The organism is Mitsuaria chitosanitabida ATCC BAA-476 = NBRC 102408 (assembly GCF_001598255.1).
In the GTDB taxonomy this organism is placed as follows: Bacteria; Pseudomonadota; Gammaproteobacteria; order Burkholderiales; family Burkholderiaceae_C; genus Roseateles; species Roseateles chitosanitabidus.
Genome location: NZ_BCYP01000026.1, coordinates 118,449 through 130,925, shown reverse-complemented (window position 1 = coordinate 130,925; position 12,477 = coordinate 118,449). Strand labels below are relative to the sequence as shown.

Below are 12,477 nucleotides of genomic sequence, written 5' to 3'. Positions count from 1 at the left end.
GCGCCATGGTCACAGTGTGTCGATGTTCAGGCGGACCGCGACGCGCTCCAGCCGAGCGCCGGCGGGGCCGCCGCGGGCCTCCAGGAACACGCGCCCCCGATAGAGCCCCGGCCGCAGTCCAGGGTTGTCACGCGCCTCGTACTGCAGGCTCACGCCGGTGAGCGCGCGCCCCTCGCAATCGGTGCTCGCGTCGAGCGTCGTCGTGGCGCACGAGGTGCCGGCCGCCCCGCGCCGGTAGGCCCGCAGCACCAGGGGACGGTCCGTGTCCCGCAGCACGTCGCGCACTGTCGCGACGACGCGCGTGAAGGGCCCCTCGCTCGCGCTGGCGGTACCGTCCGCGCGGGCATCGGCCTGCGTCGGCAGGGCCACCCGCACGGGGTCGGCCTCGCGCGAGGGCGCTCGCGGCATCAGATCGGGCAGGACCTGCGCGCGATCGGCGGTGACCTCGCCCCGCAGCAGGTGATCGATCCGCACGCGCAGCGGGAAACGCTGGCGGTACTGCCCGTCACGCGTGCCGACGGCCTCGATCTCGACGCCGCCGACCAGGCTGCCGCGCGGCAGGTCCGGGTTGTCCTCGGGGTGGAAGGACACGACCAGGCGGGCGGTCCGTCCGTTCCCGCAAGTGCCGTCGTCCTCCATGCGGACCGGCTGACCGCACGCGGTCTCGCGCTGGCCCCGCAAACGGACCTCGGCGCGATGGTGGGTGAGTTCGTCCTCGACGATGACGTGGATGACGCTGTGACCCGCGGCGCCGGACGACGTGGGCGCGGTCGGGCCGGTGGCGTTCTCCTGCTCGGGCACCAGGTAGGCCACCGACCCGTCGGACACGTCCACCGCGTGATCGCGCGACACGAACGGGCTGCCGATGCCCACGGTCATGCGCTCGCTCAGGGTGCGGGCGTCCGGGAAGATGCCCTTCACCCAGTGGGCCAGCGCGGCCATGCGCGGGCCTTCGAAGCCGCGGAAGCGGGCATCGCGCGCGCTGGCCGTGCCCACGACCCGCCAGTAGCCCCACCGCTGCTGCCAGAAGGCGCCGCCGCTGTCTCCCGACGTGGCCACGAACCAGCGGCGGGTCTCGCCGCGCGGGTCGTAGCCGAAGCTGAGCAGGTGCCGCGTGCCGCGGACCTCGCCACCGGGCACGCTGCCCCAGAGACGCCCGGTCCGGCCGACCTCCTTGGTCCCGACGCGCCAGAGCCCGTAGCCGACGAACTCGATGTCCGCCTGGCCCGGGCCGTCGTGCGCGTCGTCCCCGAGGTCGTCCAGCAGCGGGCGTCCGGCATCGGTCAGCGGGCGCAGCTGCCGCTTCGGCAAGCGGATGACCGCGACGTCGCTCTCGCTGGGCTCGTCCGACGCCACGCCGCTGCCGGGCAAGCGCCGCGGCGGCGGGATGAAGGCCAGACCGCGACCGTGGAACACCACGGCGTCGTTGCGCATCGTGACGCGCTCCACGTATCGGAAGCCCGGTGTCTTGCGGAAGTCGGCCGCGACGCAGTGCGCGGCGGTCAGCACGTAGGTGTGCCGGGCGTCCTCGCCGAGCCAGGTGCCGGTGCAGGTGCGATCGCTGCCGTGGAACGAGAGCTCCCCGACGCTTCGGAAACGCGGGTTCTGGCTTTCGACCGCCAGCTTCGACTCGACGACCGACATCGAGTTGAACGGCTCGTCGAGCCGCCCGCCGAGCGCTTCGAAGCGCTGTTCATTGAGACCGATGGCCTGGGCGGCGGCGCTCGCCGCGGCCAGGGAGAGGGCCATCACCACGCGTGAAATCCGGGAGTTCATCGTCGCTGCCTGTGCTCTTGGAGACAAGCAGCGATCGTGTTTGGCGGGCCGCCAAACCGGGATCGCTCATGATGCTGGCGCGGAGGCCGTGACCCACCTCATGGTGAGGGTCAGCTAGTCAAGCTTTGCTATTCCAGCGCCGCAGCCAACCGAGTCCGTGAGAAGTGCCCTGGGCGACCGCGCCGCGCCGTGGCCGGTACTCGCAGCCCACCCAGCCCGCCCAACCCGTGGTCGCCGCGATCGTGTCGATCGCCGTCAGCGCACCGCGCCAATCCAGCCCGCCCTCGTCCGGCTCATGCCGGTCCGGCACGCCCGCGATCTGGAAATGCCCGACGCGGCCCGTGGGCAAGTAGCGCCTCACCAGCGACACGACGCCGTCCCCGTCACCCTCGGCGCCCTCCACGCGAGCGCAGTGGTACAGGTCCATCTGCACCTTCAGATGCGACACGCCGATGCGCTCGACGATCGCGTGCGCCTCGTCCTGGCGTTGCAGCAGGTAGCCGGGGATGTCGTGCGGGTTGATGGGCTCGATCGTGAGCTCGACCTTCGCCGCGGCGGCCTGCTCGGCGGCCCAGCGCAGGCGTTCCTCGTAGCGCGCGAGCGCGGCAGCGCGATCCGCCCCTTCGGGCAGGAGACCGGCGAGGACATGCACCCGCGGCGAGCCCACACCCGTCGCATACGCGAGCGCCCGCTCGATCGAATCCCGGAAGTCGGCGCCCCGCCCCGGCAACGACGCCAGCCCCCGCTCTCCCGCCGCCCAGTCTCCCGGCGGCGCGTTGATCAGCGCGACCCGCAAGCCCTCCCCCTCGACCCGCGCGCGGAACGCCGCCATCGGCACGTCGTAGGGGAACAGGCACTCCACACCCTCGAACCCATCCGCGCCCGCGGCGTCGATGCGATCCAGGAAGGGCAACTCCGGGTACAGGAAACTCAGGTTGGCGGCGAATCTCGGCATCCGGCGAGTGTCACACCGCCGTGTCCGTCTCCCAACGACAACGGCCCCGAAGGGCCGTTGGATTCATCGGCGCGCGGCGGTCAGCAGCAGCGCCCGGTGCGGGAGCTGTAGCGCGCCTCCTGGCGCTCTCGGAAGAAGGCCTCGTAGCTCAAGGGCTCCTGGTCCGGATGGGTGCGGGCCATATGCGCGAGGTAGGCGCCATAGTCCGCGCCGATCAGCTGCTGGCGCACGCCGCGGGCCATGTAGCGGCCCGCCTGCAGGACTTCGGACGCGGTGGACAAGGCGGCTTGCGCCGCCTGGGCCGCGGCCTCGGCGGCCTGCTTAAGCATGGCCGCCCACCGTCGCGCCTTCGGGCATGCGCTCGAAGGGCGTCTCGGTGACCGTCGGCTTGCGCTCGGCGCGGGCCTTCAGCACGGCCTTCACGCTGTAGACCAGCACGCTCACCACGACGAACATGAACAGGCCGCACAGGGCCGCGTCCAGACGGTCGTTGAAGATCACGCGCTCCATCGCCTCCAGGCTCTTGGCCGGGGCCAGGACTTTGCCCGCCGCCAGCGAGTCGGCGTACTTCGCGGCGTGCGCCAGGAAGCCCACCTTCGGATCGGCGCTGAAGATCTTCTGCCAGCCCGCCGTCATCGTGCAGATCAGCAGCCAGGCCGCCGGCAGGATGGTCGTCCAGGCGTAGCGGTCCTTCTTCATCTTGAACAGCACGACCGTGCCCAGCAGCAGCGCGACGGCGGCCAGCATCTGGTTGGCGATGCCGAACAGCGGCCACAGCGTGTTGATGCCGCCCAGCGGATCCACCACGCCCTGGTACAGGAAGTAGCCCCACGCGGCCACGCACAGGCCGGTGGCGATCAGGTTGGCGGGCAGCGACTCGGTGCGCTTGAGGGCCGGCACGAAGGTGCCCAGCAGGTCCTGCAGCATGAAGCGGCCGGCGCGGGTGCCCGCGTCGACGGCGGTCAGGATGAACAGCGCCTCGAACAGGATCGCGAAGTGGTACCAGAAGGCCATCATGGCCTTGCCACCCACCACCTGGTGCAGGATGTGGGCCATGCCCACCGCCAGCGTCGGCGCGCCACCGGCGCGCGCCAGGATGGTGTTCTCACCGACATCCTTGGCGGTCTGCACCAGCATCTCGGGGGTGATCACGAAGCCCCAGGTCGACAGCGTCGCCGCCACCGTCTCCGGGGTCGACCCCACCAGCGCGGCCGGGCTGTTCATCGCGAAGTAGACGCCCGGCTCGATGCACGAGGCCGCCACCAGCGCCATCACCGCGACGAAGGATTCGGCCAGCATGCCGCCGTAGCCAATGAAGCGGGCGTTGACCTCGTTGTCCAGCATCTTGGGCGTGGTGCCCGAGCTGATCAGCGCGTGGAAGCCCGACACCGCGCCGCAGGCGATGGTGATGAACAGGAAGGGGAACAGGTTGCCCGACCACACCGGGCCGTTGCCGGCCGCGAACTGGGTGAACGAGGGCATCTGCAGCGGCGGGGCCACGATCACGATGCCGATGGCCAGCGCGATGATGGTGCCGATCTTCAGGAAGGTGGACAGGTAGTCGCGCGGCGCCAGCAGCAGCCACACCGGGATCGAGGCGGCGACGAAGCCGTAGCCGATCAGCATCCAGGTCAGGGCCTTGCCGTCGTAGGTGAACAGCGGCGCCCAGGCGGGGCTCTCATGCACCCACTGCCCGCCGACGATGGCCAGCATCAGCAGCACGAAGCCGATGACGGAGATCTCGCCGATGCGGCCCGGACGGATGAAGCGCAGGTACACGCCCATGAACAGCGCGACCGGGATCGTCGCCGCCACGGTGAAGGTGCCCCAGGGCGAGCCCGCCAGCGCCTTCACCACGATCAGCGCCAGCACCGCCAGGATGATGATCATGATCATGAAGGCGCCGAACAGCGCGATCACGCCGGGCACGGTGCCCATCTCCTGCTTGACCAGGTCGCCCAGCGAGCGGCCATCACGGCGCGTGGAGATGAACAGCACGATGAAGTCCTGCACCGCGCCGGCGAAGATCACGCCGGCCAGGATCCACAGCAGACCCGGCAGGTAGCCCATCTGCGCGGCCAGCACCGGGCCGACCAGCGGGCCCGCGCCCGCGATCGCGGCGAAGTGGTGGCCGTAGAGCACGTACTTGTGCGTGGGGACGAAGTCCAGGCCGTCGTTGTACTTCCAGGCCGGGGTCTTGCGCGTCGGGTCCAGGCCCAGCACCTGGGTGGCCAGGAAGAGGCTGTAGTAGCGGTAGCCGATCAGGTAGACGCAGATCGAGGCCACGACGACCCACAGCGCGCTCACCGCTTCGCCGCGCGCCAGCGCGACGGTGGCCAGGGCGAACGCCCCGAGGATGGCCACGCCCGCCCAGGCGAGGTGGCGACTCATGTTCGACATCGATGTCTCCTTATGGGCGCGCACCGATGCAAGCGAGAGGACCTGGCGCGCGGATGTTGTCTTGCGACCGGCAGTGTCCGCTCCTGTGCGGAAAGCCACATCCGTCAGACGGACTAGCCCCCGAGCGTGGGAGCACGTAGGGGTCAACCCGGATGGCGGGCTACGGCTCGTCGCGATGCAGGCCGCGCGCGTGCTCGACGGCGTACCGGATCAGCTCGGCCTGCCCTTCCAGTTCCAGCTTGCGCTTGATGTTCTGGCGATGCGTCTCGACCGTGCGTACCGACAGGTCCAGCGCCTTGGCGATCTGCTTGCTCGATTCGCCGCGGCCGAGCGCGGAGAGGATCTCGCTCTCGCGGGGGGAGAGGATGGGCCGCGGCTGCTGGCTGCGGAACATGCGCTTGGACACGCCCGGGCTGAGGAAGGTGCCGCCCGCGGCCACCGCGTCGATGGCCGCGACGATCTCGCCCGCCGGCGCGTCCTTGAGCACGTAGCCCCGGGCGCCCGCCTGCAGCGCGCGCTGCACGTACTCCGGGTTGTCGTACATGCTGTACATCAGCACGCGCAGGTCGGGCACGCGCTCCAGCATGGTCTGCGCGAGCTGGATGCCGTTGTGGCCCTTCAGCCCCACGTCCAGCAGCACCACCTCGGGCTGCGTGGACACCAGCATCACCATCGCCTCCTCGGCGCCGCCGGCCTCGCCCACGACCAGGTAGCGCGCCTCGCCCTGCAGGCGCGAGCGCAGCCCCTCGCGCACCAGCGGATGGTCGTCGACCAGCAGGATGCGCACGGGCCGCGCCTCGGTCGGCGCGGAAGGTTCGGGACGGTCGGGGCTCATGGCGCCGGATTGTCGCGCGCCAGGCGCCGGATGGCGGCGGCCGACACCGTCGCCTCGATCTGCGTCCCGTGGCCCGGGCTCGACTGCAGGTCCAGCGCGCCGCCCACCGAGGCCATGCGCTCGCGCATGTTGCGCAGGCCGATGCCCTGGTGCGGGTCCGCGCCCTCGGCGTCATCCGCGTCGAAGCCCTCCCCGTCGTCCAGCACCCGCAGCAGCACCCCGCCGGGTTCGCCGCGCGCGTCGCCGGGCTCGAACGAGAGCGTCATCTCCACCCGCGCCGCGCCCGCATGCTTGGCGACATTGGTCAGCGCCTCCTGGGCGACGCGGAACAGCACCGTGTTGAGCAGCTCCGGCAGCTCGCGCGGCGCGCCGACCATGCGCATCGCGACCGGCACCGCGCCCGCCTCGTCGAACTCGCGCGCCAGGTGTTCCAGCGCGGCGGGCAGGCCCAGCGTGTCCAGCAGCGCGGGACGCAGCCGGTGCGACAGCCGCCGCACCTCGGTCAGGCTGTCGTTGAGCCGCTCCAGGGCGCGCGGCAGCAAGGTCGTCGTCCCGGCCTGCTGCGCCGATTCCATCAGCAGCTTGGTCGACACCAGGGTCTGGCTGACGCCGTCGTGCAGGTCGCGGGACAGATGCGCCCGCTCCTCCTCCTGCGAGCGCACCACCTGGTGCGCCAGCGCGCGCAGCTTGACCTCGGCCTGCCGGTGCTCCGACAGGTTGAGCGCCACCGCGCACAGGCTGATCAGCGCCACGCCGAAGACCGCGATCGCGGCGATCCACCACATGGTGCGCGCGATGTTGGCCTGCGCCTCGTGGTCCAGCTGCTCCAGCGTCGCGCGGATGCCGTCCAGATACAGGCCCGTGCCCAGCATCCAGTCCCACCGGTCCATGGCCACGACGTAGCCCAGCTTGGGCGCGATCTCGCCGCTGGAGGGCTTGCGCCAGAGGTAGTCGACATAGCCGCCGCCGGCCTTGGCCTGGCCGATCAGCTGCTGGATCGTGGGCCGGCCCTGCGGGTCGCGCAGGTTCCACAGGTCGCGGCCCAGCAGTTCCGGCTGGCGCGAGTGCATCAGCACCTTGCCCTGCAGGTCGTAGACGAAGAAGTAGCCGTCCTCGCCGTAATCCAGCGACGACAGCAGGCGCAGCGCCTCGCGCTTGTCGCGCTCCACCTCGGCGGCCGGGCCGCCGTTGGAGCGCTCGTACAGCGGCTGCAGCGTGCTGACGGCCAGCTCGACGTAATGACGCAGCTCGTCGCGGCGCGCGTCCATGTAGGCGCGCTGGACGGCCTCGTGCTCGCGCTCGAGCAGGGCGCGCTCCTGCTGCCGCACCGCCACCGCGATCAGCAGCAGCGACGCGACCAGCGGCAGGATCGCCAGCAACAGGATCTTCAGGCGCAGTCTCATAGCGGCCGCACTGTAGCCGCACCGCCCAGCGCCCCGCTCTCCCCGCCGGCGGCGCTACAGTTGCGGGTTTCGCGCCGTCACGGCGCCCGCAGCATCGCAGCACACCCCATGGCCTCCAAGTCCTCCGCCTCGTCCAACAACCGCCTGATCCTGTGGCTGGCCATCGCGCTGCTGGTCGTGGTGCTGGACCAGTTCACCAAGGTGCTGGTCCTGCACGAGTTCCAGTACGGGGACAGCCGCTACGTCTTCCCCTTCTTCAACCTGGTCCGGGTGCACAACACCGGGGCGGCCTTCAGCTTCCTGGCGGGTGCCTCGGGCTGGCAGCGCTGGTTCTTCGTGGCGCTGGGCGTCGTGGCCACCGGCTTCATCCTGTGGTTGCTGCGCCGCCACGGCCACCAGACGCAGTTCGCGACCGCGCTCAGCCTGATCCTGGGCGGCGCGGTGGGCAACGTGGTCGACCGCCTGCTGCATGGCTACGTGGTGGACTTCATCCAGCTGCACTGGGCCGGCTGGTACTACCCGTCCTTCAACATCGCGGACAGCGCCATCACCGTCGGCGCCATCCTGCTGATCGTCGACGAGCTCCGCCGCGTCAAGCGCGGCTGAGGTCCCGCCCGCACCGCCCCACCCTCGCCTCGCGCCGCAGCGCGAGGCGGCGCGGTCCCGCTCCCGCCGGACCGGCGTGGCACTCGCCGGCCTGGCCCCCTCTCCCGCTGGCGGGAGAGGGTTGGGGTGAGGGTCTTCACGCCCGGTCAAGCCCGGGTTCCTCCGGAGAAACGAGGCTGGTGCGCCCACGCCGCGCTGCGTAGCCTTGAAGGCCCGATCGTGCCCTTCGCACGGTGCCCGCGACGAAGCTCGACGCGTCGCCGACGGGCGTGACGGAATAGGCATCGATCACCATGGACATGACACGCCCGGCGGCGACAATCCGCTGCGACTGAATGTAACCACGCGGCCCGGCCCCACCCATGCTCGATTTCTCCTGCCTGACCCACTATGACTGGCTCGATGTGCCCATGTGGGTCTACGACCAGGAGCGTCAGCGCAACCTCTGGGCCAATGCCGCGGCCCTGAGCTTCTGGCGCGCCGACAGCGCCGAGGAGTTTCTCTCCCGCGACCTCAGCGACATGAGTCCCTCGGTGGCCGAGCGCCTCGCGGTGACCGCCGCCGACCACGCGCATGGGAAGCTCGTGCGCGAGCAATGGACCCTCTACCCGCGCGGCCAGCCGACGACGGTGATGCTGGTCTCCCGCGGCATCCGCACCCCCGACAAGCGCCAGGTGATGCTGTTCGCGGCGGACTCGCTGGTCAGTGGCGTCGACAAGAGCCTGCTGCGCGGTGTCGAGGCGCTGCAGCACACCTCGGTGCGCATCGGCGTGTTCTCGCTGCGCGACGGCAGCGTGCTGATGCGCAACCCGGCCGCGGCGATGTGCTTCAACAACCTGCGCAAGACCATCGGCGCGACCGACTTCAGCGCCATCTTCCCCGACCCCGACCTGGCGCGCCGCATCGTCGCGCAGGTGCGCGGCGGTCACACCTTCGGCGCGGAGCTGGAGATCAACACCGCCAACGGCCGGCGTTGGCACGCGATCGACGCGCGCCCGATGCGTGATCCGGTGAGCGGCGAGGTCGTGCTGCAGCTCAACGCCCGCGACATCAGCGACTTCAAGGCCACGCAGGCGCAGCTGGAAGCGGCGCGCGAGGCGGCCGAGGCGGCCAGCCAGGCCAAGAGTTCCTTCCTGGCCAACATGAGCCACGAGATCCGCACCCCGATGAACGGCGTGCTGGGCCTGACCGAGCTGGTCCTGCAAACCGAGCTCAATGAGCGCCAGCGCAAGTTCATCGAGCTGGCGCACAGCTCGGCCAAGGGCCTGATGGTCATCATCAACGACCTGCTGGACATCGCGAAGATCGAAGCGGGCCGCGTGATCATCGACCAGGCCCCGTTCAACCTGCACGACTGCCTGCGCGAGGCGCTGCATCCGCTGCTGCTGCAGGCGCACGAGAAGGGCCTGCAGCTGCATGCGCGCGTGCAGCCCGGCGTTCCGCAGCACCTGCTGGGCGACGCGCTGCGGCTGCGCCAGGTGCTGGTGAACCTGGTGGGCAATGCGCTCAAGTTCACCGAGAAGGGCGAGGTCCGCGTCGACCTGCAGCGCATCGACGAGGACCCGCTGGTCCCGCCCGCCGCGCAGGGCGGTCCGCTGCGCCTGCGCATCGCGGTGCACGACACCGGCATCGGCATGACGCGCGAGCAGATCGCGCAGATCTTCAGCCCCTTCACGCAGGCCGACGGCAGCATCACGCGCCGCTACGGCGGCACCGGCCTGGGTCTGACCATCGTCAAGCGCCTGGTCGAGCTGATGGGCGGCGAGGTGCAGGTCGAGAGCCAGCACGGCGCCGGCTCCTGCTTCAGCTTCGAGATCAAGCTGTCCCAGCCCGTGGTGCTGGACCAGGTGGTGCGCACCGAGACGGTGGACGTGGAAGTCGAGGAGACCACCGCCGGCGCGCTCGACAGCGCCTACGACGACGCGCCCGACACCATCCCCGCCGGCCTGGACGACCTGCCCGAGCCCCGGCGCCAGGTCGCCGACCTCACGCCGGCCGCCTCGCACGAGGCGCTGGCCGACAGCGCCAATGATCCGCTGCTCGACGCCGAGACCGTCGCCGCGGAACTGGACACGGCCCCGCTGGCCGCGTCCTCGGGATCAAACCAGCAGCACGCTTGAGCCGGTGGTCGTGCGGGCTTCCATCTCGCGATGGGCCCGCTGGACCTCGTCGAACGGGTAGCGGTTCTCGACCTCGATGCGGACCGCGCCGCTCTCCACCACCTTGAACAGCTCGCCGGCGATCTCCTGCGTCACCTCCCGAGAGCTCAGGTGGGTGAACAGCGACGGCCGCGTCAGGTAGAGCCCCTTGGCCGCGAGCGCGCTCAGCGGCACTGGCGGCACCACGCCCGAGGCGTTGCCGAAGCTGACCATCAGCCCGAACGGCCGCAGGCTGGCCAGCGAGCCCTCCCAGGTCGACGCGCCGACCGAGTCGTAGGCCACCTTCACACCCTGCCCGCCGGTGATCTCCTTGACGCGCTCGGCGACGTTCTCGGTCGCGTAGTTGATCGCGAAGGCCGCGCCGTGATCCAGCGCCAGCCGGCACTTGGCGTCGCTGCCCGCGGTCCCGATCAGTTGCAGCCCCAATGCCTTGGCCCATTGGCAGGCGATCAGGCCCACGCCCCCGGCCGCCGCGTGGAAGAGCACGTGATCGCCCGCCTGCAGTCCCGCCGGCGGCAGGGTCCGACGCAGCAGGTACTGCACCGTCATGCCCTTGAGCATCATCGCGGCGCCCTGCTCGAAGCTCAGGAAGTCCGGCAGCCTGACCACGCAGCGCGCCGGCATCACGCGGGCGCTCGCATAGGCGCCGATCGGGTTGCTGGCGTAGGCCGCGCGGTCGCCCGGTTTCAGATGGGTGACGCCCTCGCCCACCGCCTCGACGATGCCGGCGCCTTCCATGCCCAGGCCCGAGGGCATGGACAGCGGGTAGACGCCGCTGCGGTGATAGATGTCGATGTAGTTGAGGCCGCAGGCGTGATGACGAATACGGATCTCGCCGGGACCGGGGTCGCCGACCTGGACGGTCTCGATGCGCAGGACCTCCGGTCCGCCGGGTTGCTCGATGCGCACGGCGCTGTCGCTCATCAGGGTTCTCCTCGAGTGGGGATGTCGCTCTCGCGTCGCGGGTGACGCGGCGAAGCGGGCTATCGTGCCAGTCTCCCGTCCCGCTTGCATCCCCGCGATGAGCTTGACCCCACGACTGGCCCTGATGCTGACGCTGCCACCCCTGCTGTGGGCCGGCAACGCGGTGGTGGGTCGCGCGGTCGGCGCGCAGGTGCCGCCGCTGCTGCTCAACGCGATGCGCTGGACGCTGGCCTTCGCGCTGCTGGTGCTGGTCGCGCCCCGGGCCCGGGCGCTGCTGCAAGACCTGACCCCGCTGTGGCGCCGCTGGGGCTACTTCGCGCTGTCGGGCCTGCTGGGCATGGGCTGCTACAACGCGCTGCAGTACCAGGCGCTGCACAGCTCGACGGCGCTCAACGTCACCTTGATCGCGGCCAGCCTGCCGGTGTGGATGCTGGCGGTGGGCGCGCTGATCTACCGCGTCTGGCCGACGCGACGTCAACTCGCCGGGGCGGCGCTGTCGCTGGCGGGCGTGGCGCTGGTGATCTCGCGGGGCCGGTTGGAGCGCCTGGCCGAGGTGCAGTTCGTGCGCGGCGATCTGCTGATGCTGCTGGCGGTGATCAGTTGGGCTTTCTACAGCTGGCTGCTGGCGCGCCCCCCGGCCCACATGCGGGGCGACGAGCGTCCCGACTGGGACTGGTCGCAGCTGCTGATGGCGCAGCTGGTGTTCGGCCTGGCCTTCGGCGTGGCCTCGGCGGGCGTCGAGCAGGCCATCGGCGCGGCCCCGGTACGTTGGGGCTGGCCGCTCGCGGCGGCACTGGCCTATGTCGCGATCGGACCTTCGCTGATCGCCTACCGGTGCTGGGGATTGGGTGTCGCCCAGGCGGGGCCGACGCTGGCCGCCTTCTTCGGCAACCTGACGCCGGTCTTCGCGGCGCTGATGTCGGCCGCGCTGCTGGGCGAATGGCCGGCCTGGTTCCATGGCGCGGCCTTCGCGCTGATCGCGGCGGGCATCGCGGTGTCGGCGCCTCGCCGGGGCTGAGGCGCCCCACCGGCGTCCTCTCGAGAGCGCCCGAGGAGCGGGGACTCAGCGCGCCAGCGGCACCCACACGCCGTTGAGCACCAGCCCGTGACGCGGCGCCGGGTCGGTCGTCTCGCGCCAGGGCACGTCGATGACCTCCGCCTCGACCACCGGCCGCGCCTCCCGCGGCCGGGACGGGCCCGCGGTGCGCGAGCCGGCCCGGACGATACGAATCACCCGCTCGGAACGTTCGACGCGCTCGATGCATTCGATGCGCTCGACGCCGTCGGCGCGGGCCCGCACATCGAAGGCATCCTGAGGGTCGGCGCCGGCATTGCCGGCGCCGGGGTCGAAGCTGATCCGGGCGGGATCCATGGTCGCTGTCCTTCGCGCGAGGCGTGGTGGGAACAGCAACGATTCTT

11 protein-coding genes are annotated in these 12,477 nt (G+C 71.0%); 3 read left to right on the top strand and 8 right to left on the bottom strand.

Going from position 1 to position 12,477, the window contains the following annotated elements:
- Window positions 1-9: 9 nt before the first annotated feature.
- The 6 genes from MCHT01_RS17290 to MCHT01_RS17265 all read right to left on the bottom strand — a co-directional run bounded on the left by MCHT01_RS17290 (window position 10) and on the right by MCHT01_RS17265 (window position 7,369).
- Entirely contained in the window at window positions 10-1,776 is a 1,767-nt protein-coding gene (locus MCHT01_RS17290) for a trypsin-like serine peptidase (protein ID WP_148661579.1), read from the bottom strand.
- Window positions 1,777-1,894: 118 nt separating this feature from the next.
- On the bottom strand, window positions 1,895-2,731 hold the full coding sequence (locus MCHT01_RS17285) for a hydroxypyruvate isomerase family protein (protein WP_067066769.1): 837 nt from the start codon (window positions 2,729-2,731) through the stop codon (window positions 1,895-1,897).
- Between the two features lie 80 nt (window positions 2,732-2,811).
- Window positions 2,812-3,060, bottom strand: a complete 249-nt coding sequence (locus MCHT01_RS17280) for a YbdD/YjiX family protein (RefSeq protein WP_067066767.1) — start codon at window positions 3,058-3,060, stop codon at window positions 2,812-2,814.
- Entirely contained in the window at window positions 3,053-5,131 is a 2,079-nt protein-coding gene (locus MCHT01_RS17275) for a carbon starvation CstA family protein (protein WP_067066765.1), read from the bottom strand. Before MCHT01_RS17275 ends, MCHT01_RS17280 begins: the two co-directional genes overlap by 8 nt.
- A 160-nt stretch (window positions 5,132-5,291) precedes the next feature.
- The gene (locus MCHT01_RS17270) at window positions 5,292-5,966 is read right to left on the bottom strand and encodes a response regulator transcription factor (protein ID WP_067066763.1); all 675 of its coding nucleotides are present in this window, start codon (window positions 5,964-5,966) and stop codon (window positions 5,292-5,294) included.
- Window positions 5,963-7,369, bottom strand: coding sequence for a cache domain-containing protein (locus tag MCHT01_RS17265; RefSeq protein ID WP_067066760.1), 1,407 nt, complete (start codon window positions 7,367-7,369; stop codon window positions 5,963-5,965). The genes MCHT01_RS17270 and MCHT01_RS17265 overlap by 4 nt, the downstream gene beginning before the upstream one ends.
- 108 nt (window positions 7,370-7,477) lie before the next feature.
- Here MCHT01_RS17265 and lspA point away from each other — a divergent pair, with 108 nt between their 5' ends.
- The gene (lspA, locus tag MCHT01_RS17260) at window positions 7,478-7,975 is read left to right on the top strand and encodes a signal peptidase II (protein WP_067066759.1); all 498 of its coding nucleotides are present in this window, start codon (window positions 7,478-7,480) and stop codon (window positions 7,973-7,975) included.
- A gap of 362 nt (window positions 7,976-8,337) precedes the next feature.
- Entirely contained in the window at window positions 8,338-10,095 is a 1,758-nt protein-coding gene (locus tag MCHT01_RS17250; RefSeq protein ID WP_067066756.1) for a hybrid sensor histidine kinase/response regulator, read from the top strand.
- Here the strand turns inward: MCHT01_RS17250 and MCHT01_RS17245 are convergent.
- Entirely contained in the window at window positions 10,075-11,058 is a 984-nt protein-coding gene (locus tag MCHT01_RS17245) for a quinone oxidoreductase family protein (protein ID WP_067066753.1), read from the bottom strand. The two genes, MCHT01_RS17250 and MCHT01_RS17245, sit on opposite strands and share 21 nt — an antisense overlap.
- Before the next feature lie 97 nt (window positions 11,059-11,155).
- Here MCHT01_RS17245 and MCHT01_RS17240 point away from each other — a divergent pair, with 97 nt between their 5' ends.
- Complete coding sequence (locus MCHT01_RS17240; RefSeq protein ID WP_067066751.1) at window positions 11,156-12,076, top strand: DMT family transporter; 921 nt, start codon at window positions 11,156-11,158, stop codon at window positions 12,074-12,076.
- Window positions 12,077-12,121: 45 nt separating this feature from the next.
- Here MCHT01_RS17240 and MCHT01_RS17235 read toward each other — a convergent pair whose 3' ends face one another.
- The gene (locus MCHT01_RS17235; protein ID WP_067066749.1) at window positions 12,122-12,430 is read right to left on the bottom strand and encodes a hypothetical protein; all 309 of its coding nucleotides are present in this window, start codon (window positions 12,428-12,430) and stop codon (window positions 12,122-12,124) included.
- Between the last annotated feature and the right edge of the window lie 47 nt (window positions 12,431-12,477).

What these genes read in the sequence shown, in the direction of transcription:
- MCHT01_RS17290 (WP_148661579.1), bottom strand. Translation starts at nt 1,776, where the DNA reads ATGAACTCCCGGATTTCACGCGTGGTGATGGCCCTCTCCCTGGCCGCG.
- MCHT01_RS17285 (WP_067066769.1), bottom strand. Translation starts at nt 2,731, where the DNA reads ATGCCGAGATTCGCCGCCAACCTGAGTTTCCTGTACCCGGAGTTGCCC.
- MCHT01_RS17280 (WP_067066767.1), bottom strand. Translation starts at nt 3,060, where the DNA reads ATGCTTAAGCAGGCCGCCGAGGCCGCGGCCCAGGCGGCGCAAGCCGCC.
- MCHT01_RS17275 (WP_067066765.1), bottom strand. Translation starts at nt 5,131, where the DNA reads ATGTCGAACATGAGTCGCCACCTCGCCTGGGCGGGCGTGGCCATCCTC.
- MCHT01_RS17270 (WP_067066763.1), bottom strand. Translation starts at nt 5,966, where the DNA reads ATGAGCCCCGACCGTCCCGAACCTTCCGCGCCGACCGAGGCGCGGCCC.
- MCHT01_RS17265 (WP_067066760.1), bottom strand. Translation starts at nt 7,369, where the DNA reads ATGAGACTGCGCCTGAAGATCCTGTTGCTGGCGATCCTGCCGCTGGTC.
- lspA (WP_067066759.1), top strand. Translation starts at nt 7,478, where the DNA reads ATGGCCTCCAAGTCCTCCGCCTCGTCCAACAACCGCCTGATCCTGTGG.
- MCHT01_RS17250 (WP_067066756.1), top strand. Translation starts at nt 8,338, where the DNA reads ATGCTCGATTTCTCCTGCCTGACCCACTATGACTGGCTCGATGTGCCC.
- MCHT01_RS17245 (WP_067066753.1), bottom strand. Translation starts at nt 11,058, where the DNA reads ATGAGCGACAGCGCCGTGCGCATCGAGCAACCCGGCGGACCGGAGGTC.
- MCHT01_RS17240 (WP_067066751.1), top strand. Translation starts at nt 11,156, where the DNA reads ATGAGCTTGACCCCACGACTGGCCCTGATGCTGACGCTGCCACCCCTG.
- MCHT01_RS17235 (WP_067066749.1), bottom strand. Translation starts at nt 12,430, where the DNA reads ATGGATCCCGCCCGGATCAGCTTCGACCCCGGCGCCGGCAATGCCGGC.